This window comes from Pseudobacter sp. (assembly GCF_051955275.1).
In the GTDB taxonomy this organism is placed as follows: domain Bacteria; phylum Bacteroidota; class Bacteroidia; order Chitinophagales; family Chitinophagaceae; genus Pseudobacter.
The window spans coordinates 1-23670 of the sequence record NZ_JBQCGW010000252.1 but is presented as its reverse complement, the minus strand read 5'-3'; the positions used below and the strand labels follow the sequence as shown (position 1 = coordinate 23670).

Annotated in this window: 24 protein-coding genes and 1 tRNA gene; 10 read left to right on the top strand and 15 right to left on the bottom strand. The window is 42.9% G+C overall.

Annotation, left to right across the window (positions count from 1 at the left end; translation table 11 throughout):
• The first annotated feature begins 137 nt into the window (after positions 1-137).
• Positions 138-211 (top strand) — tRNA-Pro (locus ACTHMC_RS21945).
• 165 nt (positions 212-376) lie between these two features.
• Here the strand turns inward: ACTHMC_RS21945 and ACTHMC_RS21940 are convergent.
• The 3 genes from ACTHMC_RS21940 to ACTHMC_RS21930 all read right to left on the bottom strand — a co-directional run bounded on the left by ACTHMC_RS21940 (position 377) and on the right by ACTHMC_RS21930 (position 3272).
• A complete protein-coding gene (locus ACTHMC_RS21940) occupies positions 377-1504 on the bottom strand; it encodes a hypothetical protein (RefSeq protein ID WP_440416424.1) in 1128 nt (375 codons plus the stop codon).
• Positions 1505-2172: 668 nt separating this feature from the next.
• Positions 2173-2628 (bottom strand): hypothetical protein, encoded by a 456-nt coding sequence (locus tag ACTHMC_RS21935; RefSeq protein WP_440416422.1) that lies wholly within the window; start codon positions 2626-2628, stop codon positions 2173-2175.
• 317 nt (positions 2629-2945) lie between these two features.
• Entirely contained in the window at positions 2946-3272 is a 327-nt protein-coding gene (locus tag ACTHMC_RS21930) for a winged helix-turn-helix transcriptional regulator (RefSeq protein WP_440416420.1), read from the bottom strand.
• A 111-nt stretch (positions 3273-3383) separates the two neighbouring features.
• Between ACTHMC_RS21930 and ACTHMC_RS21925 the strand changes: the two genes are divergently transcribed.
• Positions 3384-4157, top strand: a complete 774-nt coding sequence (locus ACTHMC_RS21925; RefSeq protein WP_440416419.1) for an SDR family oxidoreductase — start codon at positions 3384-3386, stop codon at positions 4155-4157.
• Positions 4158-4181: 24 nt separating this feature from the next.
• Here ACTHMC_RS21925 and ACTHMC_RS21920 read toward each other — a convergent pair whose 3' ends face one another.
• The 6 genes from ACTHMC_RS21920 to ACTHMC_RS21895 form a co-directional block, all read right to left on the bottom strand.
• Complete coding sequence (locus tag ACTHMC_RS21920; protein ID WP_440416417.1) at positions 4182-4754, bottom strand: Crp/Fnr family transcriptional regulator; 573 nt, start codon at positions 4752-4754, stop codon at positions 4182-4184.
• Between the two features lie 7 nt (positions 4755-4761).
• Entirely contained in the window at positions 4762-5574 is an 813-nt protein-coding gene (locus ACTHMC_RS21915) for an oxidoreductase (RefSeq protein WP_440416416.1), read from the bottom strand.
• A gap of 376 nt (positions 5575-5950) precedes the next feature.
• Positions 5951-6559 carry a hypothetical protein gene (locus ACTHMC_RS21910; RefSeq protein ID WP_440416414.1) on the bottom strand — a complete coding sequence of 203 codons (609 nt, stop codon included), beginning with the start codon at positions 6557-6559 and terminating at the stop codon, positions 5951-5953.
• Positions 6556-7290 carry a hypothetical protein gene (locus ACTHMC_RS21905; RefSeq protein WP_440416412.1) on the bottom strand — a complete coding sequence of 245 codons (735 nt, stop codon included), beginning with the start codon at positions 7288-7290 and terminating at the stop codon, positions 6556-6558. Before ACTHMC_RS21905 ends, ACTHMC_RS21910 begins: the two co-directional genes overlap by 4 nt.
• A 283-nt stretch (positions 7291-7573) precedes the next feature.
• On the bottom strand, positions 7574-8074 hold the full coding sequence (locus tag ACTHMC_RS21900) for an SRPBCC family protein (protein WP_440416410.1): 501 nt from the start codon (positions 8072-8074) through the stop codon (positions 7574-7576).
• Entirely contained in the window at positions 8071-8397 is a 327-nt protein-coding gene (locus tag ACTHMC_RS21895; protein ID WP_440416409.1) for an ArsR/SmtB family transcription factor, read from the bottom strand. The genes ACTHMC_RS21900 and ACTHMC_RS21895 overlap by 4 nt, the downstream gene beginning before the upstream one ends.
• Before the next feature lie 197 nt (positions 8398-8594).
• On the opposite strand from ACTHMC_RS21895, the gene ACTHMC_RS21890 reads away from it, so the two are divergent.
• The 5 genes from ACTHMC_RS21890 to ACTHMC_RS21870 all read left to right on the top strand — a co-directional run bounded on the left by ACTHMC_RS21890 (position 8595) and on the right by ACTHMC_RS21870 (position 13124).
• Positions 8595-9062: an RDD family protein gene (locus tag ACTHMC_RS21890; RefSeq protein ID WP_440416407.1), complete on the top strand. Its 468-nt coding sequence runs from the start codon at positions 8595-8597 to the stop codon at positions 9060-9062.
• Positions 9063-9189: 127 nt separating this feature from the next.
• Complete coding sequence (locus ACTHMC_RS21885) at positions 9190-9975, top strand: DUF72 domain-containing protein (RefSeq protein WP_440416406.1); 786 nt, start codon at positions 9190-9192, stop codon at positions 9973-9975.
• 30 nt (positions 9976-10005) lie between these two features.
• A complete protein-coding gene (locus tag ACTHMC_RS21880) occupies positions 10006-11694 on the top strand; it encodes a pseudouridine synthase (RefSeq protein WP_440416405.1) in 1689 nt (562 codons plus the stop codon).
• A 30-nt stretch (positions 11695-11724) separates the two neighbouring features.
• A complete protein-coding gene (locus ACTHMC_RS21875; RefSeq protein ID WP_440416404.1) occupies positions 11725-12510 on the top strand; it encodes an HNH endonuclease in 786 nt (261 codons plus the stop codon).
• Between the two features lie 74 nt (positions 12511-12584).
• The gene (locus ACTHMC_RS21870; protein WP_440416403.1) at positions 12585-13124 is read left to right on the top strand and encodes a hypothetical protein; all 540 of its coding nucleotides are present in this window, start codon (positions 12585-12587) and stop codon (positions 13122-13124) included.
• A gap of 16 nt (positions 13125-13140) precedes the next feature.
• Here ACTHMC_RS21870 and ACTHMC_RS21865 read toward each other — a convergent pair whose 3' ends face one another.
• On the bottom strand, positions 13141-14871 hold the full coding sequence (locus ACTHMC_RS21865; protein WP_440416401.1) for a tetratricopeptide repeat protein: 1731 nt from the start codon (positions 14869-14871) through the stop codon (positions 13141-13143).
• Positions 14872-15130: 259 nt separating this feature from the next.
• Here ACTHMC_RS21865 and ACTHMC_RS21860 point away from each other — a divergent pair, with 259 nt between their 5' ends.
• Positions 15131-16207 (top strand): fatty acid desaturase family protein, encoded by a 1077-nt coding sequence (locus ACTHMC_RS21860; protein ID WP_440416399.1) that lies wholly within the window; start codon positions 15131-15133, stop codon positions 16205-16207.
• A gap of 67 nt (positions 16208-16274) precedes the next feature.
• Here ACTHMC_RS21860 and ACTHMC_RS21855 read toward each other — a convergent pair whose 3' ends face one another.
• Positions 16275-19088 carry a discoidin domain-containing protein gene (locus ACTHMC_RS21855; protein ID WP_440416397.1) on the bottom strand — a complete coding sequence of 938 codons (2814 nt, stop codon included), beginning with the start codon at positions 19086-19088 and terminating at the stop codon, positions 16275-16277.
• A 208-nt stretch (positions 19089-19296) separates the two neighbouring features.
• On the opposite strand from ACTHMC_RS21855, the gene ACTHMC_RS21850 reads away from it, so the two are divergent.
• Positions 19297-19968: a hypothetical protein gene (locus ACTHMC_RS21850; protein WP_440416395.1), complete on the top strand. Its 672-nt coding sequence runs from the start codon at positions 19297-19299 to the stop codon at positions 19966-19968.
• 76 nt (positions 19969-20044) lie between these two features.
• Here the strand turns inward: ACTHMC_RS21850 and ACTHMC_RS21845 are convergent, their stop codons facing one another.
• Together ACTHMC_RS21845 and ACTHMC_RS21840 are read right to left on the bottom strand one after the other, a co-directional pair.
• Positions 20045-20785, bottom strand: a complete 741-nt coding sequence (locus ACTHMC_RS21845; RefSeq protein ID WP_440416393.1) for a Bax inhibitor-1/YccA family protein — start codon at positions 20783-20785, stop codon at positions 20045-20047.
• A gap of 193 nt (positions 20786-20978) precedes the next feature.
• Positions 20979-21482, bottom strand: coding sequence for a hypothetical protein (locus tag ACTHMC_RS21840; RefSeq protein WP_440416392.1), 504 nt, complete (start codon positions 21480-21482; stop codon positions 20979-20981).
• Positions 21483-21633: 151 nt separating this feature from the next.
• Here ACTHMC_RS21840 and ACTHMC_RS21835 point away from each other — a divergent pair, with 151 nt between their 5' ends.
• The gene (locus tag ACTHMC_RS21835; RefSeq protein ID WP_440416391.1) at positions 21634-21837 is read left to right on the top strand and encodes a YqaE/Pmp3 family membrane protein; all 204 of its coding nucleotides are present in this window, start codon (positions 21634-21636) and stop codon (positions 21835-21837) included.
• Between the two features lie 55 nt (positions 21838-21892).
• Here the strand turns inward: ACTHMC_RS21835 and ACTHMC_RS21830 are convergent, their stop codons facing one another.
• Together ACTHMC_RS21830 and ACTHMC_RS21825 are read right to left on the bottom strand one after the other, a co-directional pair.
• Positions 21893-22396 (bottom strand): hypothetical protein, encoded by a 504-nt coding sequence (locus ACTHMC_RS21830; RefSeq protein ID WP_440416389.1) that lies wholly within the window; start codon positions 22394-22396, stop codon positions 21893-21895.
• 19 nt (positions 22397-22415) lie between these two features.
• On the bottom strand, positions 22416-23636 hold the full coding sequence (locus ACTHMC_RS21825) for a redoxin domain-containing protein (RefSeq protein ID WP_440416388.1): 1221 nt from the start codon (positions 23634-23636) through the stop codon (positions 22416-22418).
• Positions 23637-23670 lie beyond the last annotated feature (34 nt).

Here is a 23670-nt window from a genome sequence, read left to right as displayed (position 1 = left end):
AGGAATATTTGTTTTTGCAAACAATGGCAAAAGGTTTTCGGTGTAAAGCAACCTTGTATTTTGAAAATGTTTTGTTTCTTGTTTGTTGGTTTTGGCTGAAACGCCTACATTTGCGCCCTTGTCACGAAAGCCGGTTTCGGGAAGTAGCGCAGGCCGGTAGCGCACCTGGTTTGGGACCAGGGGGTCGCAGGTTCGAATCCTGTCTTCCCGACAGATAATTCAAACCCGCTCTCAGAGCGGGTTTGTTGTTTTATAACCATTTTGATAATTTGGCTTAGTTGTTGAGGATCAACAATATTCCTGGTTCGAATCCAATTTAGCGGCATGTGGTCTTTAGTCAATTACTCATGCTAATCTTTCAACTCATAAGGGATCGTTACCATACTTTCCACCAAGGCTTGGTTTTTGTCTTAATTCTATATTTTCCTCCAACTATTTCATTTGTTCTAAAATTAAAAGAAAAGCGGCACCATTCTTCATCATCATTTGAGGGATAATATGCAAGACCGCTTACAGTATCGCCAGAGAACACAAGGTCTTTAAATCCATCCCAGGAAATCCTATCAGATTGCCAGACATTGTCATTGTTAATATCGATTACAATAAACTCAGTTTGGTCCACTAAAATCAAAGTATTGTCCCCTGTTTGATATACATCAGTAATACCGACGCCTAAAATTTTTGATGGCTTTAGGTTATCATCGATCATAATATAACAAGCACCGGAAGCCAAAACCACCGTCTTATTAAAATGAGGGAAGTCAAAAACTCGGCTATAATTTGTCCAGCCACATTGAAAATTACCTACCCAATTTGATCCATCACTCTTGAAAAATCGTACAACAAATCCTTCAGAAAAGTTAGGGATTTCATCTTGACTAATTGAAACATACATTAACCCTGAAGCAGGAAGACCGGCTAATATTTCATATCTATCTTTCAAAATTTGACCCGTTGAAGCATTAATTCGGTAAACATGATTGTTCCAGTCTTTTACATAAATATAGCCTTCAATTATCTTAAAGACATCTTCTCCGTTCAGAGTCACAAAAATATCCTTCCCTTCAACGTTCCATCTAATTTCCCCATTTCTAGTAAGGCAGCTTATTTCCAGCTCACCGTGAACTACGTATTCATCTTGATATCGGTAAATTCCAAAACACGTTGCTAAATCCGCTTTTGTTTGCCAAAGCAGATTTAGATGCGGTAATCCCAGGCAGAAAATACTGTCACCGCAACAAATAAGCACAGAATTATTGTCAATGATCGCGGAGTTTGGATGGACGCAAGTGGCGCCGCCACTACTAATAACCAAAGCCGATCCTAGTATTATATCATTTTTCAATACATTAATTCCATGTTTTGTAACATTAAGACAACCTTTGTCAACTTCATTTATATGAATATAGTTGTATTCTAATTCACCATTCACTGGATTACGGATGCAGTCTTTCTCGTCAAATATGCATAAGCGATAATCCTCAAAAAACTTGTTCAGGCTCATGGCTTTTATCAATTACATCAATATTGGTAAATCTTGTAAACATTTCAATATCATCAATGGAACTGTATTGATCCAAGATATAAAAAATGTTTTACAAGTTTAATTCTGAGAACAGGAGCATATTGCTCAACAAATTGTTAGAATTTTGTCCTACCCTACCGACAAGTTCTTATAATGCCTTGGTATTTAGCCAAGGCTTTGTTGTTTCATTATTTTACTTACTTCAGAAACCCTCGGGTATCAGGAGCCTCACACAATCAACTTCGAATAATAACTCTTCCATTTCCATGATCTACCCACTTCTGGGACAGCTCGTATGTCGAAGGCTCTATTGTAGGTAATCTTCTCCGCAGAAATTAAAGATTTTAAGCTAGATATGATACCATTACTTATGTGTATTATTCCTTCCGCCTGAATTCTATTTTCAGGCGAATTAATCTGAACTCCATTTAGTCTTGCATCATTCACATCAGCTCTAATTTATTCGATTAGATCCACTGATTTAAAATAGACGAATGACCCGACGCCTGTATGTTCAAGTTCTGAAATAGAAAGAAACGAATTGGCTCTCGAAGTAAATTCTCCGAATCAGAACCATCTAAACTCAGATCGAGAATATCAAGTATATAGTTTGGAGTCAGCAATTTTACAGTTTGACTGGAACAAAATCACCAACCAGGTCCATGCTTTTCATTCGTTTCTTCTTTATTTATTGTCATATGATTAAGTAGCATCGGGTCCTCTCCCCTCTTAATTCTTTTATGCATATCCAATAAAATGGCGAGGAGAAGACCAACTCCCAAATCCAGGTCATTACCCTGTGCTTTCCATTTAGTCAAAGCCTTTTGAGCTGCTTGCCAGAAGTATTCTCGATTCTTTGGTGCAAAAGTTCTTAAATCAAGATTGAACATAGTATCCTCCTCTCCTCTTATGAAGCCACCGTATCCGTTAGCTATATCTCCTTTATCCTCCCGAAAGACGAATTTTTCCAAATACTCATAAAACTCATTGGCTCCACTAATTTCTGTTAATTCATTAGTTATAAGTTCTAACATAAAGGCCATCCCAGTCCAACTTCGAGCAAAGCCCCTCCCATCTTCTAGCGTCCAAAATGCTGATGCCATAATAAGTTCATTTATTAGCCCTTCTTTCACGTCTTTCGTCGCTTCAATTGGTTAATCAAAACAAAGAATATTTCTTCGATTCATTCAGAAAGGTATAAAAATATTTATATGTTTAAATATTCTATCTCTTGGGAGCTAATTTCCCAATTGTTCGATTTTTTACTTACCCTCCCGACTAGTTCTAACAAAGCCCTGGAATCATCTGGGCTTTTGTTCTTTTAGCACATCCGTCTCATAGGTTGGAAATATTCTATGAAAAAATAAATCTGCAAATACCTTGAGAAGGCCCCACAATCAATCATTGCTTCGGAAAGTAATCAACTAACGTATTCTAATCCCCATTTATACAATTCATTAATTATCGGCTCCAGCTTTTCCCCTTTTGTAGTTAATGTGTATTCTACAGTAGGCGGTACTGTTGCAAAAACTTTTCTTTTAACGATCCCATTTGCTTCCATATTCTTCAATTCTTTGACCAACATCCTGGTATTTATGTTCGGCACCATGCGCTCCAACTCACTGAATCGCTTTTTTCCGGAGAACAAAGCATAGATAATCGACATGGACCATTTTCCACCTATCACACCTAAAATATCTTGTAATGCACATCTTTCTCCAATTATTTTATTTTTTTTAACCCCCATAAATGATTGATTTGATGTAATACTTTACTCGGTGTTATTACTGTACATTCTTGTAACTACTTTCAAAAGTAAAGTATTGTTACGTACTTCGTAATTCATTTAATATACAATATGGATAATTCATTAAAAGGACGGGTGGCACTGGTAACAGGTGGAACAAAAGGTATTGGAAAAGCCATTGCCGATAGATTAAGTAATGAAGGTTGTAAAGTTGTGGTTACAGCGAGGACCGAGCCGAAAGAAAACCCAAAAGGACATTATTTCATAGCGTCAGATCTTACTCAACCCGAAAGTGCAGCGGCAATCGCTAAAGAGACTCTAAAAACATTCGGCAGAATTGATATTATAGTTAATAACGCTGGGGCGAATCTAAGTCCCGGTGGTGGTTTCAGTACACTTTCGGATGAGCACTGGATCAATGACTGGCAATTGAACTTTTTGTCTGTTGTGCGCCTGAATAAAGCGTTCTTACCAGTAATGATTGAACAAAAGACTGGTGTAATCATTAATATTTCAACTGGTGCTGCAAAACAACCGATTTGGGAAATGACCATGTCTTATTCTTCTGCAAAAGCAGCACTGAACATTTACAGCAAAGCGCTGGCAAATGAATTAGGGACAAAAGGAATTCGTGTAAATGTGGTTTCACCAGGAGTAGTTAAAACACCACTAATGCTTGAGTTTATCGAAAATATAGCAAAGTCATCGAATATTAAGGTGGATGACGCATTTAAAGCTGTAATGGATAAAGTTGGCGTGCCATTAGGCAGGATGGCTGAACCCGAAGAAATCGCTAACCTTGTTGCTTTTCTTGCTTCGCCTGAAGCAAAATATATCACAGGAATTAATTATTCAGTTGACGGCGGTGCATTACCAGTGGTTTAAATCTTATCCCCCACCAATTCATATTCATTCTCGAATTTTCCTTCTTATTCTACTTAACGAAGACTGGGTAATACCAAGATAAGAAGCAAGATAAGACAATGGGATTCTATTTGCCAGCGTAGGAAAATTTGTCAGGAACCTGAGATAACGTTCTTTCGCATCATCAGCCATCATCGGACTGATCCGGTTGACTTTATCACTCATCCCTTTGGCTGTTATTTTTCCTATGATCATATCCCAGCCAACGATGGTCATTGATAATTCATCCAATGCATTCTTCGATATAGCGATATATGTACAATCAGTCACCGCCTGTACATATTCAACAGCCGGAATGCCCTGGTTCAAGCTTGCCACATCTGCAATAAAATGATTCTCATCAAAAAAATACTTAGTGATCTCGTCGCCTTTATTGTTATAATAACACACACGCATCACCCCTTCCGTCAGGAAAATAACCTCACGGAATATCTTTCCAGCTTCGTGATAATATGTATCTTTCCTTATTGTCTTTACCCTTGCCTTGCTTTTAACAAGGTCTATCTGTTGCTGGTTAAGTTGTCCGAACTGCAATAAATAATTAATAAGTTGTTCCATAAATATTTCATTTCATCTGACTCATTAACATCTTATCGAACGCTTTATCAGACAATATTCTCCTGATAAACAACATGGGTTTGGCCATTGCTCCTCCTATATATCTTGTTTTAGGATTATTTGCTTCAATGCCTTTCAGTATAAGTTTGGCTATCACAACAGCGTCGACGGCATTCTTCTCCATCGATGCATACATTTTTTGAACTCCTGAAGCCAGCTTACCGTATACAGTATTACCGGAAACTCGCATCAGATCTGCTGCACCAATTGCTATCATTTCGGATTTAGTACCGCCTGGTTCAATAACTATCACGTCTACTCCAAATCCTCTTACTTCATTTCTCAGCGAATCGCTCAAACCTTCTATTGCAAACTTACTGGCATGATACCAACTACCCATAGGTAAACCAACTTTGCCTCCTACGGAGGATATATTGATGATCTTCCCGTATTTATTTTCACGCATGCCTGGCAACACTAATTGTATCAGCCGGGCAGCACCGAACAGATTTATTTCCAGTTGATTTTTAGCTTCTGCAATGGGTACATCTTCCAGAGAGCCATATGAGCCGAGGCCTGCACTGTTTATAAGTACATCAACTTTCCCTTCTTCTGTAATTATTTTATTAATACAGAACACAATACTATCATCATCGGTGATATCAAGTGCAATAATTTTTACACCGTACTTTATTAATTCCTGTAGCCTTTCAGTTCTGCGTGCTGCACCATAAACCTTATATCCTTTTTGGGACAGGTAAATAGCGGTTGCCTTACCAATTCCGGAAGAAGCGCCTGTAACTAATACCGTCTTTGCCATTTTTTTCATTTTAGCATTAAAGAATGAAACAAAGGTCTTTAAAGTAAAAATGACAAAATTTGCCTTTTGGCAAAAACTGGAAAGGGAATAATTTTCCTGGCACAATAAACAGCAAGTTCTTACTGATGGCCATTTATACAGATTAGTTATGCCTTAATCCTTGTAGGTTATTTTCACATTTTTCATTAAACAAGTTCGACAATTGCCCATCTTTAGTGACCAAAAGAAAAAGACTTTAAGTTCAATTGACTTAAAGCCTTTTCTTGTGTAACCTACTACTTTTATCCTGTATTTAAGGATTGCTGTATTTCATTTAGCGTACCTCAATTTGACTTTTTCGTTGCTTTCATTTTTCTTGAAACGAAGAATATCAAAACTAATTCACAACCTCGAGCAAATCTTTTATTATTTCATTTAACTCAGCCTCCTTCATCCGGCTATTTATTTCAACTGTCCTCTTTGTCTTTTCATTTGTCAATTGAATTGTCCGCTTTTGTCTTGAATGATATAAAAAAGTCAGCACGGCTGTAAATACACCTGGTATCAGCGCCATACTCGCAGCACCGAATGCGACTGAAATTGCTTTCCTCAGTTCCGGATATATCCCTTTGGAAATATCAGAGATGCTTACTTTGTCACCGCCAATTTGTTTAGATAAGATATCACTAAAAATACGTTGATCGACCTTATCTTTTGTACTTAATGTTATTTTTGTTTCCTGAGTATCTCGGGTTGGATGTTTTGCGAAATCCCCATTGGCAATCTCATGCATTATTGCTTTAGCAGTATCATCGTTTTCCAGTCCTGATTCTCTGACAAATTCCTGAAACCTAGAGATATCAAAACCTTCTATTTTGGCATACTCCCTAACACTCCCTTCTCCAATAGATTCTATTTTTCCGATTATTTGCAGATCAGTTTCATCGATCTCAATGGGATCAGGATCAATCGGGAATAATCCTTCATCAGGCTGTTCAATATTCATTGGATCTCAAATTTAAATGTTACTCCATTACGGTTGGCAACCCGGTGCCCCCTGCAGAATAAGAAGAATTCTGTCATCATCGAAGCACGAGGACCAATGTGTTCATTTTTCACATTGAACACACCTATATTCAGAGGAATCACAGTAATATTACCTGACTTTGGACCAGACCATTCAAAAACTGCGTTAAGAAGCATATTTCCATACATAAAATTGCGAAGCATTGTTTGCTGTGGAGGATGTGTCAGAGTCCATTCAACACCACTGATCTCGTGCCTTTCTGCAAGATATTTTTCTTCGCATTCAAACTCAACTGTATGAGTGAATTGCTGTCCTTTCCCACTCTCATAGCTTCCCCCCTGAATTTCAGCATTTTCCATTTTTACTGCAGGAGATATTTTGTATGATTTATTCTGGTTGACTTGTACACTTTGTGTATACTTTCCTTTAATAGTTTTGCTGGGAGTGAAATTTCTAAGTACTGAGCCACCTTCGCCAAAAATTGCTAACGATATTTCTGTACAACCAATTTTATATCGAACTTTTGTTGACAAGATCTCTATAAACTTTGCCTTGATCGGCTTATATGCTAGTATCAGATCAATAATAGCTGTCCAGCGATTCCCGTCAATATCACCGTAAAATTCAATCTTATAGATATGTTTTGGCCTTTCTTTTACAGGAATCCATTCAGCTAGAATATAAGGAGGATAAACCAGGAGTGAAGGCATAATTAAATTTTACCTAATATAATGCTTTTCAGGAAAGAACTAAAACCGGCACTTCCATCTTGATCCTTGAGCATGAGGGCAGATGGTCATACATTACTTTTATTCAATTTCCATTCATGCTTAAGTCCATGAGTTCCATTGAATTTTCCTTTTACAGATGCGAAATGAATCCGGTGAATCCCCATAATTAAAAAGCCCACCGCACCACAATGCGGAAGGCTATTTAAATTACAAATACCGAATCCCTGTATCTGAAATATATTGATACTTGCAGCTGTTTTTACTACTCTCCTGACAAACTCCTTATCAGATTCTCCAGATTCCGCATTGAAGCTGCATATCCTTCTTTGAAGCCCATTTCAATCATCTTCTCCAAACGCTCAAGCGACTCGTTATAAATAGAAATATTCACCTTCGTTATCCCTCCCTGTTCGCTAAAATTGAAATCCCAATCAGAACCTGGCAGTTCAGGGTTCTCATCCTTATCTGCAAAAGCATTGAACATTTTGAAATTGGTCTTTGGTGTAATGGACGTGTATTTCTGAATTGCCCAACGCTCCAGGCCATCCGGACTTACCATTGCATAGAATCGTCGCCCACCTACTTCAAAATTCATATGTTTTGTTCTTGAAGTCCAGGGCTTAGGCGCCACCCATTGATCAAGAAGTTCTGCTTTGGTAAAAGCATCCCATACCAGCGAAAGCTCAGCATCAAACTCTCTGGTTATGAACACTGTCTTTGTGGCTTTGTCAACTGTAAAATCAAACAGCAGATTAGTTGTCATTTTTTTTGTTTTTTAAGTGTTGCCAATACTTTGTCAAGTTGATTGAATTGAATTTCCCACAACTTTCTGAACTGGTCCAGCCATTTATCAATCTCCTTCATTTTCTGAATCTGGAGCGAATAGTATATTTCCCTCCCTTGTTGTTCCTGTTTTACCAATTTGCACTCTGTCAATATTTTGATATGCTTTGAAACAGCTTGTCTGCTTGTATTGAAATGCTCGGCAAGAGCATTAGGCGTCATTGCCTGCAAGGCAATCAGGGTGATTATTGCGCGCCTGGTAGGGTCCGCAATTGCCTGAAAAATATCTCTTCTTGTTTCCATCTTTCTTTATTTGCAACTATCTGGTTGCTAATTTAAGTGCAATTATCTGGTTGCGCAAATTTATTTTAGATGCCATTGCGAGTGAAGGAAATACCACTGAATATTTCTACCAAAGTTAAATGGAGCAGATTTTGCAAACTTGCTGATTACATGTATTTTGCCTCTTACCCCAATTGAAAGGGCCCTAAATTTACCCTATGCAACCAAATCAACCAACCGAAGATTTACTGGCAGATGAATTTTATTATGAAAGAGCCAGTACAGGTCAACGTTTTGCCAACTATGTTATTGATCTGATCGTATTTTACCTGATTGCCATTGTTGTTATTGTGTTCCTCGCCGCCTTGTCGCCAGATATGTTTGCATCATTGGATGATGAAAGCACCGGCGCCAACCTGGTGGACAGGCTCCTTTCCCTCATTCTCTATGGCCTGTTCATGTCAGTAGTGGAAGCCGCACTCAAAGGAAAATCCGTTGGAAAGTACATTACTAAAACCAGGGCAGTCAATCTCGATGGTACTCCCATTTCCACCAGTACTGCCTTTGGCAGAGGCTTCAGCCGGGCAGTTCCCTTTTGCGTGTTCAGCGCCTTCGGCGAAGTTTGCAACCCATGGCAGGACAGATGGACCAACACAATGGTCATTAAAGATAAAAAGATGATGTAAATGCTGCACCTGAAGCAGTAACTATATCAAAGGCCTGAGCCCTGCATCACCCGGACTCAGGCCTCTTGCTTTCGTTCCATGACCGGGCTGGAAGCATTTTTGCAGGTAGCTGAACCAAAGACCAGGAATGCCCAAATCATTCATCGGATCATACAGATCAGGCACAAGCGGCATCGTTTTACCGGTTCCCAATAAACTGGCTATGCCACCGGAGTTCAGAGATAAGAGCCGGCTTACTTATTATGCTTCCCTTTTGAACAGCCTTGAAGTAAACAGCTCATTTTATAAAGTACCGCAAGCGGCAACCGTCAAAAGATGGGCGGAAACTGTGCCGGAAGAATTTGTCTTCACTTTTAAATTATGGCAGGAAATCACCCACGTAAAACCCTTTGCTTTCAAACAGGAAGATGTATCGAAGTTTATGGAAGTGATCGACCAGGCTGGAGAAAAGAAAGGATGCCTGCTCATACAATTCCCACCGTCGCTGACCATTGACAGGTATGCACAGGTGGAAGATCTGCTGGGCATCATTCAGAGCAATTCGTCATACCATGGCTGGAAGGTGGCCGTTGAATTCAGGCACCCATCCTGGTACATTGGAGAAGTCTTTGAAATGGCGGATGAATACAATTGCAGTATCGTGCTGCACGATATGCCCAGGTCTGCCAACCACCAACTTAATAAAGAAGCAAGCTTCGTTTACCTGCGCTTTCATGGGCCGGCAGGCGATTACCGCGGTGGTTATCCGGATGAATTCCTCATGCAACAGGCAATACAAATCACAAACTGGCGCATGACGGGCAAAGACGTTTATGTATACTTCAATAACACCATCGGTGACGCACTTAAGAATGTGATGACGCTGAATGAAATGGTATCCGTTAAAATTCCGGGCGATAGCAAAAAGATATGATATTTTTGCGGATCAAACGAATCTAAATTCTTGACAGACAATACTCAAAATAAGATTTCTTATTTTACGGACAGGCAGATCGATGGCATTGCATTGCCGGATCGGTTTACATTTCCATTCTATTACGAGCCCCATCCACTGACTCTGATTGCCGTTGCCGGGCTCCAGCATTACCTGGAAACACAGACAGACCTTGATCATAATTTTGGTTTGGCTGATGACAAAGAAGGGATGGCAATCGGTAAAATGTTCGGTGTACTGGTAGTACAGGATGTAAATGGGAAGCTGGGGTACCTGTCTGCTTTTTCAGGAAAACTGGGAAATACCAACGATCACCCCAGATTTGTGCCGCCAGTCTTCGACATGCTGGTTGAAAACAGTTTTTTCCTGAAAGGAATTGAGATCATCAATTCAGTCAATGCCCGCATCAAAGAAATCAGTTCCAACGAAAGCTATCAGCAGCTGAAATCCGATCTCGAAAAATTATCTGCCGAAAGCTTACAGGAAATCTCCACTTTCAAAAAAAAACTGAAGGAAAACAAAGACAACCGGAAGAAGATCCGGGAAGAGAATAAAACGATCCTGAACCAACAGGATTATGAAGCGCTGGAAGCTCAACTGATCAAACTGAGCTTGCACGATAAGCACCAGCTTACAGTGCTTACAAACAAATGGGAACAGCGCATCACAGCAATCAGAACCATTCTCGAAAGATCCGACACGGATATCGAGCTTTTGAAAACAGAGCGTAAAGAAAGATCAGCAGCGCTGCAACAGCAGCTTTTTGATCAGTATGTGTTCTTAAACAAAGACGGAAAAAAGAAAAGTGTACAGGAGATCTTCAGTCTGACTGCATTCGGAAAGCCGCCTTCAGCTGCGGGCGAATGCGCTACCCCCAAACTATTGCAATATGCATTTGCAAACGGCTACCAACCAATTGCCATGGCTGAGTTCTGGTGGGGAGCAGCGCCAAAATCAGAGATCAGAAAGCACAAACAATTTTATCCCGCCTGCACAGGAAAATGCAAACCCATTCTGGCGCATATGCTCGAAGGGATTCCTGTTGATGATAGCCCTTTCCTGCGCACACCGGAAGAGAACAGCAGCCTTGATATCGTGTACGAAGATGAAAGTTTGGTGGTGGTGAACAAGCCTGCCGGTCTGCGCTCTGTACCTGGTGTAGACATTCATGATTCGGTTTACACCAGATTAAAAAAGATATTGGGCAATGTTGAGCCACGCATTGTTCATCGCCTCGACATGGGCACTTCAGGCCTCCTGGTTGTTGCCAAAACCCACCAGGCGCACAAACATATTCAAAGACAGTTCCTTCAACGCAAAGTAAGGAAGCGTTACAGAGCGTTGCTCTCCAAAGTTCTCGATCAGCAGGAAGGAGAGATCGATCTCCCGCTTTCTCCCGATCTGTTCAATCGCCCCAGACAGCTGGTATGTTTTGAATCAGGAAAGAAAAGCGTTACAAAATGGAAAACGATAAAAAGATACCAGGCAACCACCAAAGTTGACTTCTGGCCGCTTACCGGAAGGACGCACCAGTTACGCATGCACTCAGCCCATGAGCTGGGCCTTAATGCACCCATTGTTGGAGACGATCTGTATGGAACAGCTGCAGAAAGACTATGTCTCCACGCCGCTTTTCTTGAATTCATGCATCCCAAAACAAAACAGAAGGTCAGCTTCGAGGTGGAAGAAGGCTTTTAGAATGAATTAATATCGCTTCAAACCAGTAAGATGGATTGTTACAACTGCGGGACCACGCTCAACAGAAAAACAAGATCAGCAGAACATATTCTACCAAACTCCATCGGAGGGAAGAGAAAAGCGTATAACCTGTTGTGCAAAACCTGCAATGAGAAATTCGGGAGAAGTATCGATAATGAACTTGCATCCAGATTAGCGCGTTTCTACACGCTGCTGAACACGGAAGCCCCTGCACAGAAGACCAATGCAGCAATCAGTTCCAGAAAAGATGGCAATATTGCCCAGCACGACCGTTTTATAACAGCCATAAAAAAAGACAAGTCCTTTTCAGGCAGCCCTGGTTATTTCAGGGCCATCGCCAAGATCTGTCTCAATTACTATCTGTCAAAAGGCTATCCTAAACAATATTGCGATACGATAAAGTCGTTCATCAGGGGTGAACACACAGATCCTATCTACCAATATTACGCTCCTGAAAACCGTCCCGTTCACTATCCGCACGAAAACGAAGTGTCACATATCCTGCACATTCATGGCAGTAAAACCTCTGGTGTTCTGTATGCTTATATCGAACTTTTCAATATGCAGAACCTGGTTTACATTTTTTCATTGAATTATAATGGGGAAGATCTCGATGTCACCTACTGCCGGGATATTATAAAAAATGAAGAACTGACAAAAAACATACAACTTGATCTTTCCAGGAAGCAGCTTGAACAGGCCCTGGCTTCACCTTCCACGGCTGAAGAACGTTTATTCCCACGTTTTGAAAGATTAATGCACATCATAGAAAACCGCATAACGGAGGCTTTGTAGCCTTTCCTGGGAAATTTATGTTAATGGAAACCGTCTTCTTTTCCATTTCGGCCGGGAAGTGTATCTTTATATGGATGATACGGATAATACTGATTGCCACGATCTTAGTATCGGCTGTGACGGTAAAGGCACAGTCGCCCCTGGCCTTTGGCGCCATGAACGGCATACAGCCGGGTTTCAGACAATTCAATCAGAAGATCGACACCAGCCTCCTTCAAAAGAAATGGTTTCTCACCAAATATGCGGGGATCTCCGCCGGCCTCACTACATTCAATGGAGGCAATAGCAGCTTTTTATCTGTACCGCTTGGTTTACAGATCAATCGCCAGCTAACGAATAACGTACTGGCGTTTGCAGGCGTTTCTGTGGCGCCTTCCTATTTCCCTTATATCAATGCTCCCTACCAACCAGGGATGTTCAAGAATAACGGCTTCATGACCCCGAACAGTTTCGGCACTTATTCCACTGCACAAATGGGTCTGATGTATATCAGCAATGACCGAACATTTTCCATTTCCGGCAGTTTTGGAATTGGCCGAAGCGATTACTATGGAGGCGGTCGTTCTCCTTTCTATAACCCGGCCACTCCAGCTATCAGGAACAAACACCAGTAAAACTTACAGCCCTTCATCAATCTACCATTCCTGAAGAGGATCCGATCTTTATATCTGCATATTTCCATGATTCCGTGAATGAGGCATATACTTTCTTTGCTTCTTCCTGCTTATTTTGTTTCACTAAAGCATTGTGCAGGCCTATCAGCGCCCATCCGTTCTTCTTCCATGTTTTAAGATCCTGCTGATACACTTTCTCCGCTTCATTGAATTTCCCGGCTTTCAGCAAAACAGCACCAAGGTGATGTCTTATGGAAAAGAACCAGTCCGGCGGTTCATTGTAATTAAGATTGTCTTCCATCACAATAGCTTCTTTCAGCAATGAAATGGATTTGTCAGTATTCTTTTGCTGGAATGCAATTCCTGCTGACAATACTTTGGTAGCGATCTGTGCCAGGTCAGCCGTGGTGTTGATATTCCAGATAGTAATATGTTTGAGTGTGGTGTCGGCAGCCAGTACAGCCAGACTGTCCATTTCCTTTTGGGCATTTGGCAGATCATGTTTTCCCAGATAAGCCATGCCTTTTGCATAATGCAGGATGGCGCGGGGATAAACAAGATCCTGTGAAGGAGACTTGATTGCCAGGATCGTATCCCACATGGAAAGTTTCACTGCCGTGTACCAGGGTATGGTGTAATAATGTTGTAATGTTCCCCAGCCGGGCATGCGCATGATCTCTCCGGAAGTATGTTGTTGTAATTTGGTAGCAGCCTCCCAGGCCAGTGCTGCATTGCCTTCCAGGGTAGCAGTAGCCACCAGGAAATGATAATTATGCGGATAGTATCCGAGCGGATACGCACCCTGTGCATGGCAGTTGGTAGTATAACTGCTATCTGCTTTGACTGCTTCAATATTGGAAACAGATCCAAGGTGATAATCACCGGTATTGATGTAAATATGCGAAGGCATATGCACCAGGTGGCCTGAGCCGGGAACCAGCGTCAGCAACAGTTTTGCGCTTGGCAATGCTTTCTCGGGTGTGGCAGAAGCTTCCAGCGCATGAATATAAAAGTGATGAGCCCCGGGATGCGAAGGGTTGATCTTCATCAGGTGCTCCAAAACCCTGAGCAGTTCCGGCGTCCATGGTCTGGGAGCTTTAGTTGTTTTATCATACAGGTCCCAGGGATGCAAATCCATGATGGATTCTGCGTACAGCGCACCGATATCCGGATCGGACGGAAACCTGTCAAACACTTTTTTCATTTCGGCAGCATATGCAATATCAAGCGGACCACGATCTGCCGGAGGTTGCGCAGCATAGCGCACAGTCAGCGCATCGATCAAGGCAATTTCTTTTGGAGTACAATTCGCAGAAAGGGATTTCGCTTTTTCAGCCGCCTCATACGCTCGCTGAAAATTGTCTTCCTCCATCCCTGCATTGTAGTTGGGGCCCAGCACATATGCAAATCCCCAGTAAGCCATGGCACAATTACTATCCAACCGCTGCGCTTCAAAGAAAGAGCGCGCTGCTTCAGCATGATTGAAACCATATGCCAGCATCACTCCCTGGTTGAAATACTCCTGTGCTTCTTGTGAAGTGGTGGTAATCTTACAATCAATTCCGGCAAGACCACTGAGTTTAGGAGCTTTCTTCCCTGAAGAGTACCATGCTTTGTCGGTTGTTTGCGGACTGTAACAGCCTATTGCCTGAGCATCTTTATTGGATGCAGCAGTCTCTTTTTGCTTTTCCTGGTTATTGCATGCCAGGACGATTACGCTAAACAGAAAAAAACAGAATTTCCTCATATGTATCGTTTTGAAGTATCTTTTTACATACACAAGGGTAATCCGGATTTGATGAGGGTAAGATCAGGCTACTTGAATTCGCAGGTCGGGATGTATGATACAGTATGCCCTGCCGGTGGTGGTTACTGTTCTCTAATATACAATTATTCCGGTTTGTTTCTAAGAGAATAAAATGACTGCCTGGAACCTTAAAAAAACATATCCCTGGATTTAACAATTATTACCATTTAAAAAGACGATTTTTATCCAAACCCCTTAAATGGCAAAAGTCAGTTTCAACAACAAGAACCAGGTCTTTTTTACTTCTTTGAAATCCGCGGTAGATAAATACTTTGAAAGCACCGGCAAAAAGAAAACAGGAAATATCCATCTATACACCAAGTCGGCTATTTTGATCACTGCAGCCTTTTGCTTTTATGCGATCATGCTGGCCGCACCGCTGCCCTTGTTGGTAAGAGTTCTTTCCAGCCTGCTCCTGGGATTTGTGCTTGCCTGCATCGGTTTCAATGTAATGCACGACGCCAACCATGGCAGCTACTCTTCCCGCAAATGGGTGAACAAGATGTTCGGCCTTACATTGAATGCCCTGGGAGGCAATAGCTTTATCTGGAAGCAGAAACACAATATCATTCATCACACCTACACCAATATCGATGGCATTGATGATGATATCGCCAAAAGTCCGTTTATCCGGATGTGCAGCACACAGCGATGGGTGCCTGTGCATAGAATTCAACATATTTACACGCCGGTATTGTATGCATTCAGTTCAATGATCTGGATCCTTTTCCAGGACTTTGAGAAATATTTCAGGAAGAAGATCGTTGATACGCCGCTTTCAAGAATGTCCAGGAATGATCATATGATCTTCTGGACCAGCAAGATCCTTTACATTGTATTTTACATTGTAGCACCCATTGTATTAACAGGCTGGCTGCCAGGTTTAATATGTTTTGTGGCGATGCATATCAGTCTGGGACTAACCCTTTCCATTATTTTCCAGCTGGCGCATGTGGTTGAAGAAACTGAATTTGATGTTATTGGCATTGACGCAAAAAACATAGACAATGAATGGGCAATCCACCAGGTGAGAACTACCTCCAACTTCTCTGCAGGTAATAAATTCATTTCCTGGTATGCGGGTGGTTTGAACTACCAGATAGAACATCACCTTTTCCCGCGGATCAGTCATGTTCACTATCCTGCCATCAGTAAACTTGTACGGTCAGAATGCGCAGCATTCAACCTGCCTTATAATCACCTGCCTACCCTCGGAGCAGCCGTTAATTCTCACTTCAGGTTTATCAGGATGCTGGGAAGAAAACCTGCATTATAACATACTATTCTTATAAGTGTCAAAGCCCGCTCCTGGAGCGGGCTTTGACACTTATATACTTTACTCTTTACTGTTTGATGATAATCCGGACAAGTTGTTCTTCCCCATTGGAAGCAAAGAGATAATAGGATCCATTCGGCTGATTATTCAGATTGAATAAAGCCACGCTGGCAATATCATTTCCTGCAATGATGCAGGTCCCGATCACTCGGCCAAACTGATCAGTGAGCCTGAATGTATATTTCCCATCCCGTTTTTTGTTCAGTATGAGAACGCTTAAAGGACCACGTGTAGGATTGGGAGCAATCACTAAACGGAAGTTGGAAGTTTTTGTTTCCGTTCCAAAAACCACAAAACGACGCTCCACGGAATCTGCTGCCAGATAGTTTTCGTTGCCTTGCTGATAAGCTTTCAGCAGTACTTCTCCTTCCCCATTGAAGTGGATGGTATTGCCGGAAACGGTTGCAGGCCCTGCTGCAACATAATATCCCACAGCCAGTCCTGAGTTAGCAGTAGCGCCCGGGTATAAAGTAGCTGTCCTTACCTGGTTGGCGATGGCAGGGAAACTGATCTGCTGCGGAGCCTTTGCTACCATCACCGTTCTTTCAACGGCAGGTGCTGGAAAATAATTTGAATCTCCTGTTTGGGTTGCGCGGATCACAATTTCTCCGGCGCCATGCACGGTAAGAATTCCTTCCTCATTCACCACTGCATTTCCTGATACCACCTCCAGCGTAACCGGGAGGCCCGAGCCCGCACTCACAGCAAGCTCCACTGGATCGTCTCCGTAAGTCAGCTCCGGAATATCACCGAATGAAATGGTCTGTGTTTTACGCTGCCATAGTTCCCATTCTGCAAACTGGGTATTGTTATTATTTCCGTTGGAGATGATATTGAGCCTGTAATAAGAAAACGCCTCCGTATTGCTGATCTCGAAAGTCCGGGTAAGCAAACGCGTGGGAAAGTCTTCTTCAGAGCGGGTATCCAGTGTGGTCCAGGTAGTACCATTATTGGATCCAAGCAGGGTCCAGTCCTTCGGATCCCGCTCCTCCACATCATTGGCCGATGTGATGGTATAGCGTGTTACGATAGCCGGAACCGTTGAGCGGTATTGCACCCACAACGCTTTCTTGCCGTTCTGGTAATACTTTGTGTTGATATCGTTGTCGATAATATTCGGGAAATTTTCCAGCGGCCTGTTACTTACGAACTGGGCTGTCAGCACGCCTCCATTATCTGTAATATCAAAGGCTGCTGTATTTCCACCGGGAAGTGTAGGCAGGTAAACTTTTGCCTCATTTACAATCTTTGTGATACGTGTTCTCAAAGCCGCACGCAGCGTATTGTTCAGTTGCTCCGGAGTGACAATATTCTGTACTGCCGCAGTCCCGAGGCGTTCTTCCAGTTGCTGGAGATAAAGGCTGCGTGGCAATATATGGGTACCCCAGCTTTCCCAGTAACCATTTCCATTTTTAGTGACGCCGATACAGCCGATACCCCAGTTTCGCGCGGCAGCAGGACTTTCCACTTTGATATCACTTTTTGTAGAATGGCAGTTCCAGAACATGATCTGTGCGCCTGCCCAGGCATGGCCGCTTCCCATTTCTTTTCTGTTCTGTACACGGATCTGCCCGCCATACACATTATCATACAACTGACCGGTTGCCCAACGATGATGCGGTCCGATATCGGACTGTGTATTTTCAGAGACGCAATCCAGGAAAACATTCGGGCCAGGGACTTTGGAGCCGCTGACATAATCGTGGCGCCCTCCCCAGGTGATACAGCGCTGAAAGAAATTGGAAGTGGAATTTCCTTCTATGTTGAAAGAATATTTCCTGCCACCTGTTGTAACAGATTTGGGATCGATCATGGCGCAATCCTGAATGGTGTTGAAGCGCGACATATTAGAAAGACTGACAGCAGCATATCCGAAATATTTCACCACCACATCGCGCACCCAGCAGTTTTCAGCCCTGTTGAACTGTATGCCGTTCCAGCCGTGGCTTTCATCACTGTCGCCTTCAAAATCAGACTCAAGCCGCATGTTCTCGATACCACTTTCAGAAATGCGGCCGGTAAGATTTGATTTGAAGACTTCCCCACCTCCGTAACGGATTTCCATGGGGTCCATCACAGGAATATCCACTGTGATTACATTTCCATTAATGGCAGTGATAATTCTTTCAAATGTGGTCTTGTAACCGGATGCTACCCATCCGTATTGCGCAACATCCAGTAATGTGATCCAGTCTTCATTAGGAGTTCGCTGGATCACTACTCTATCGCCAACAGTGAATGCATGCCCTGCAGCAACTTGAAAACTGGTAGCGCCAGTGGCCACATATTCCTGTGTGATGCGGGCTTTGGTGCCTGCCACTTCTCCATATCCGCTTCCGCTGCCCTGCAATACAATCAGGGTATGCTGCGATTTCTGCGTGGCATTCAATACTGTCCCATCCGTACCATTGCCTTCACCCCGCAGCACCACACCGGATGCGCGGATAGTAAGAGGCCCTTCCACCAGGTACAAGCCTCGTTTCAGTAAAATGGCACCACGAAATCCATTGGCATCCGGCGTTAGTGCAGATACGCGGTTGATGGCCGCCTGTATCAGGGCACGGCAATCTCCTTCAACAGGAGTAAGGGTTTCAACCACCCGAAGTTCTGGCAGGCTTACACCTCCACCCCGGTAACCGGAATTGGAAAAATCAGGTACGCGGTTGATGGCTTCTGTTTGTCCCTGGTTGGCATACGGCGTATAGACCAGTTTGCCGTTTTCAAGATAGACCAGCGGCGTTTGTGCGCCGGAATTGATCGCAAAGAATGAGAGGAAGGTTGCAAAGAGCAACCCCAGACATCGGGTAAAATTTCTTTTCATATAGACAATTTAGTTAGCATGGCATCCCCTTCCGGAAGCCCGGGCGGGAAAGGATTCAAACTACAATGGAAGAGGAGACGCTGACTAAATTATATCTGCATTATATTGAGTTATTTGGGCAGAGGAATGTGAGAGAAAGAAAAATCCACTTGATAATACTCATAGATTTTTCTATCAGAATATCATCATAAGATGCTAAATTGACCCAATGAAATTGCTGTTCCTGCTGCTCTTCAGCACTATTCTTCTATCTGAAACATATAGCCAGACTCCGGACAAATTCAGTTCGGTGGACTTTGGCTATATCGATTCTACCTGGACTTATCGTAATGATGGTCTGGGCATCATATTCCCATTGCAGAAAGATTGGTATCTGCTGAATGCTATCGCCAAACCCGGCATATATGTGAAAGCAGGATCAGCGCAGAGCAATATCGATGGTTATAATAAACCCGTTCAGCTGCCTGCCGCACAGTTTGAGAAATTCCATACCAGTTCCATCGCTACGCTTTTTGCTGTATCTATCCTGAATGCAAATGCAGAAACCGTTAAACAGCCACTGGATTACAACGCAGATAAAACCTTTTTCTTCGGGCTTACAAAGGCCACCTATCCGGACGCTTATGATTTTCTCCGCATCACCTGCCGGAAGTGCACTGATGAAATGTTCAGCGATATGTTTTATGGAAAACTGAAACTGGGCAATACCGAATTTGCAGGATATATAACCGGGGTTACCGATTTACAAGGGAATAAAATGGGACATTTCTTTGGTGTAAAAAAGATCAAAGATCTTTACCTGGTATTACGATTCAACTTCCCTGATATGGAGGCTTTTGAAAAGTACCAGGCTAACTTTTCAGGGTTATCGGTAAAATGATCTGCGTTACTGAAAACAAAGAACCCTTCAAATCCGGAGACCTGAAGGGTTTTTATTGAAAATCATTTATATCATATTAATCCCTTTTTCCGAACAGACGGAGCAAAAAGAGGAAGATATTGATGAAGTCGAGGTAGAGATTCAGAGCGCCCATTACTGCAAGTTTCTTTGTTTCAGTAGCGGGAACTTCACCGTACTCCAGACCTGCACCAATGCGTTTAAGTTTCTGAACGTCATACGCGGTCAGACCTGTGAATACCATTACACCGATGATGCTGATCACATAATCCATGGTGCTGCTCTTCAGGAAGAAGTTAATGAGCATGGCAACCAGGATACCGATCAGGGCCATGGTAAGGATCCTGCCGAAGCTGGTAAGGTCTTTTTTAGTGGTATATCCCATAACGGCCATGATGCCGAACATTGCAGAAGCAGAAGCGAAACAGCCGATCACGGAGCCTGAAGTATAAGCCAGCAGAATAAAGCTGAAGCTGATACCATTGATGATGGCATACAAAACAAAGAGGAGCGTAATAGCGCTGGCAGAAAGCCTTTGATAAGCAAAGGACATCAGCAGCACAAATCCGAGCGGGGCAAACATGGTTACCCAGCCAAAGATGGTCAACTTACCTGTTTCGAAATCTACCAGGTAAGAAAGAAGATCAAGATTGTTAGCAAACAAAAATGCGAATAAGGCAGAAATGCCAAGTGCTGCAAACATCCACAGGAACACATTGGCCATGAAATTTTTGGCGATCGTTTGGGGTACGGTCTGCTGGCCGCTTTGTGCCGACCAGGGTTGATTAAAGTTGTCCATATTAATAGGTTGCTTTGTTGTAAAAATAGGAAATTATCTGTTTATATGCCATCTCCCCCTTTCCTACGGGTATCAGGCTGAAATCCAGGGGATTTACCCTCTTGATAAGTAGGGCAAGGTAGCATTTAGTTACAGACCCGGGGCATATGGAAACCTTAATGTTTTCTTATAAGGGCTCAAAAAAGGAAATCCATTATTTCTCCTTACCCACAGTATAGATCTTTTCTTCACCTTCCCAGGTGATCCTGATCTTTACAGATTCCACTTCATTCAATTTTACGGTCGCGAAGTTCCCTTTACCAAGGTCGAGGCTGAGGGTTTTGCATCTTGCAAAGTTCGCATTCTTCAGCAACTCCAGCGGCTCATCTGCTGTGAGGATGCCGGTCTGCCCTTTGATATTGGTAGCATTTACCTGCATCTGAAGGATAGTTACTGACATAACTTTTTCTTCGCCCAGGTTCACGATAGTGAGCTTACTGGCGGAAGTTTCTTTACTGTAGCGGGAAATATGGCAGAAGAAATTTTCGTCCATTTGAAAGCGGTCAGCGTTTCCATCTTTCCTGAGCTGCTGTACACGGGCCTTGCATTCATTCACGCAGGAAGAATCCGGTACGTTATAAGATGGTTTGACGTTGGTTTGCGCAATAACAGGGAGACTGAAGATCATCAGCCAGAGGAAGGTACAGAAGTTTTTCATTTCCTGGATTTAGGTTGCCGCGAAAAATAGAAAATACTTTCTGCCCCTGCAATCGTAGATATCACCTGCTGAAAAGCGGAAATCCCCAGGTATTTTTTGTGATTGTCCGAACGGCCTGTAATAATTACACAATCAAAACGACAGATAAGACATGACATTGATCGCAATTCTTCTTCCCTGGTTATCTTTTATGCTGAGAGGCAGGATACTTACTGGTATTCTCTGCCTGATCTTACAGATCACGCTGATCGGCTGGATCCCGGCTGCTGTATGGGCAGTGATCTCCCTGCAGAATTCCAGGGAAGACAGGAGGGCCAGGAGAATTGAAAGGGCTATCAGGGAGAGCAGACGATAACTCAACGAAAAAAGGCAGCATATTGCCGCCTTTCCTCTACTTTTATTTTATTCTCTTATTTTAGCTCCAGCTGGTTTCCTATTCCTTTTAAATATGCCGCCCCTTCCTTGCTCAGTTCTTCCACCAGTTGTTTCCTGGCCTTAACCTCGCCTTTCACCATAATGGTTATGCGCAATTTTGCTTCCCCGCCTTCACCAGTCAGGAAGAAAGCCATCATCGCCTCTTCTATACCCGGTTGTAACGGTTTAACCAATTGTATCACCACCATTTTATGCTCAGGCTGAAACTGAGCTACTTCATCCTTTCTTACCCTGCCATCTGTAAAACTCAGTTCACGCACCTGGTTTGGGTGCTCCCCCTTCACTGTTACCGATTTTACAAACCCGTTACTGATCTCATTCCACTTCTGCGTTTCTTTCAACAGATCCCATACGGCCCCAGCATTGGTTTTGTAGGTTCCTACGCTATCCCAGTCCCAATGCACCTGCTGCGCTTCTCCCATCTGGGCATTGGCTTTGGCAAATCCCAATACCAGTATCAGCAAAATAATCCTGTTCATGTGTACGATTTAAGATGTGTTACATTCTGGTCATGGGTATTGCCTTTACCGGAGCAGCAGGCTTCTTTTTTTCCTCAACAGCTGCGGGTGACGGTACTTTCTTACCGAACAGTTCCGCCAGTTTCTGTTCAATCAGGCTGCCGCCTTTCGGATCGAAACCAACTTCACTGGCAATGATCTTTCCATCAGGGCTGATCAGGAAAGTGGAAGGCACACCTGTTACAGCAAACCTGCTCTGCGAAATATTCTGGTTGTCCAGGGTCTGCAGCCAGGGATTGTTTTCATCCTTTACTGCTTTCAGCCATGCTGATTTATTTTCATCGATGGAAATACTGTAGATCTCGAAATCCTTTCCTTTATAAGTGGCATATACTTCACGCATACGGGGGAAAGACTGCCGGCAAGGCGCGCACCAACTGGCCCAGAAATCGATCAGTACATATTTTCCTTTTAACTGATCAAAAGAAAAGTCTTTGTCCTGCGGATCAGGCAATACAAAATTCTTTACCTGTTTACCGATCCCTGAATTCTTAATTCCCTGGATATGATCGGAGAATTTCTTTCCAGCATCTGACTGTTGCATCTTTTTCGATAACAAACCAAGCAACTGCTCTTTCTTTTCCAAAGTACCAATCTGCCTGCCGGAGCCTGACAGCACAAAAGCACCTGCATAAGAATCAGGATGCTTCTTCAGTAACTGCTCAATCACCGGAATGTACAGGAGATCCTGCAAAGAGTCACGGCTTTTCTGAACAGCTGCATGAGCAGGATCTTTCTCATCCACACGATACCAGTTCTGTCCATGTATTGCCGCCAGCGTTTTGCTGATGGTCATTTGGGCAGCACTGCTCTCCTGTTCAAATTTCCGGTAGAGCTCAGCTGCCTGCGGGCCTTTCACTTCAGCAGACCTGGCCATGCCGGTGCTGGTCTCCGCATTTACATAATAAGTACCCGGTTCGGCAATCAGGATACCGAAAGGCTGGTACATGGTATTTCCATGACGCAGGTATTCAGGGAACAAAGATTTGAACACCGGCTGCTCAAATGGAAAAGAGAAACTGTACTCTCCATTGGTGATAATGGCAGAGTCGGTATTACTGCGCGTCATGAGGTAGATCTTCGGATATCCCTTGAGATCGCCTTTTAGTGTGCCTTTGATGATCACCATATTTTTCCCGGACTGCGCCCAGGAGATCAGCCCGCTTATCAGGGCAGCCAGGCAAAACAGGATTCTTTTCATTTAAAATTTTTTGTTGTTCACTGAAGTTATTCCA

Bases quoted from the DNA above. Each gene is read 5' to 3' on its own strand.
- ACTHMC_RS21940 (WP_440416424.1), bottom strand. From the start codon at position 1,504: ATGAGCCTGAACAAGTTTTTTGAGGATTATCGCTTATGCATATTTGAC.
- ACTHMC_RS21935 (WP_440416422.1), bottom strand. From the start codon at position 2,628: ATGGCATCAGCATTTTGGACGCTAGAAGATGGGAGGGGCTTTGCTCGA.
- ACTHMC_RS21930 (WP_440416420.1), bottom strand. From the start codon at position 3,272: ATGGGGGTTAAAAAAAATAAAATAATTGGAGAAAGATGTGCATTACAA.
- ACTHMC_RS21925 (WP_440416419.1), top strand. From the start codon at position 3,384: ATGGATAATTCATTAAAAGGACGGGTGGCACTGGTAACAGGTGGAACA.
- ACTHMC_RS21920 (WP_440416417.1), bottom strand. From the start codon at position 4,754: ATGGAACAACTTATTAATTATTTATTGCAGTTCGGACAACTTAACCAG.
- ACTHMC_RS21915 (WP_440416416.1), bottom strand. From the start codon at position 5,574: ATGGCAAAGACGGTATTAGTTACAGGCGCTTCTTCCGGAATTGGTAAG.
- ACTHMC_RS21910 (WP_440416414.1), bottom strand. From the start codon at position 6,559: ATGAATATTGAACAGCCTGATGAAGGATTATTCCCGATTGATCCTGAT.
- ACTHMC_RS21905 (WP_440416412.1), bottom strand. From the start codon at position 7,290: ATGCCTTCACTCCTGGTTTATCCTCCTTATATTCTAGCTGAATGGATT.
- ACTHMC_RS21900 (WP_440416410.1), bottom strand. From the start codon at position 8,074: ATGACAACTAATCTGCTGTTTGATTTTACAGTTGACAAAGCCACAAAG.
- ACTHMC_RS21895 (WP_440416409.1), bottom strand. From the start codon at position 8,397: ATGGAAACAAGAAGAGATATTTTTCAGGCAATTGCGGACCCTACCAGG.
- ACTHMC_RS21890 (WP_440416407.1), top strand. From the start codon at position 8,595: ATGCAACCAAATCAACCAACCGAAGATTTACTGGCAGATGAATTTTAT.
- ACTHMC_RS21885 (WP_440416406.1), top strand. From the start codon at position 9,190: ATGCCCAAATCATTCATCGGATCATACAGATCAGGCACAAGCGGCATC.
- ACTHMC_RS21875 (WP_440416404.1), top strand. From the start codon at position 11,725: ATGGATTGTTACAACTGCGGGACCACGCTCAACAGAAAAACAAGATCA.
- ACTHMC_RS21870 (WP_440416403.1), top strand. From the start codon at position 12,585: ATGATACGGATAATACTGATTGCCACGATCTTAGTATCGGCTGTGACG.
- ACTHMC_RS21865 (WP_440416401.1), bottom strand. From the start codon at position 14,871: ATGAGGAAATTCTGTTTTTTTCTGTTTAGCGTAATCGTCCTGGCATGC.
- ACTHMC_RS21860 (WP_440416399.1), top strand. From the start codon at position 15,131: ATGGCAAAAGTCAGTTTCAACAACAAGAACCAGGTCTTTTTTACTTCT.
- ACTHMC_RS21855 (WP_440416397.1), bottom strand. From the start codon at position 19,088: ATGAAAAGAAATTTTACCCGATGTCTGGGGTTGCTCTTTGCAACCTTC.
- ACTHMC_RS21850 (WP_440416395.1), top strand. From the start codon at position 19,297: ATGAAATTGCTGTTCCTGCTGCTCTTCAGCACTATTCTTCTATCTGAA.
- ACTHMC_RS21845 (WP_440416393.1), bottom strand. From the start codon at position 20,785: ATGGACAACTTTAATCAACCCTGGTCGGCACAAAGCGGCCAGCAGACC.
- ACTHMC_RS21840 (WP_440416392.1), bottom strand. From the start codon at position 21,482: ATGAAAAACTTCTGTACCTTCCTCTGGCTGATGATCTTCAGTCTCCCT.
- ACTHMC_RS21835 (WP_440416391.1), top strand. From the start codon at position 21,634: ATGACATTGATCGCAATTCTTCTTCCCTGGTTATCTTTTATGCTGAGA.
- ACTHMC_RS21830 (WP_440416389.1), bottom strand. From the start codon at position 22,396: ATGAACAGGATTATTTTGCTGATACTGGTATTGGGATTTGCCAAAGCC.
- ACTHMC_RS21825 (WP_440416388.1), bottom strand. From the start codon at position 23,636: ATGAAAAGAATCCTGTTTTGCCTGGCTGCCCTGATAAGCGGGCTGATC.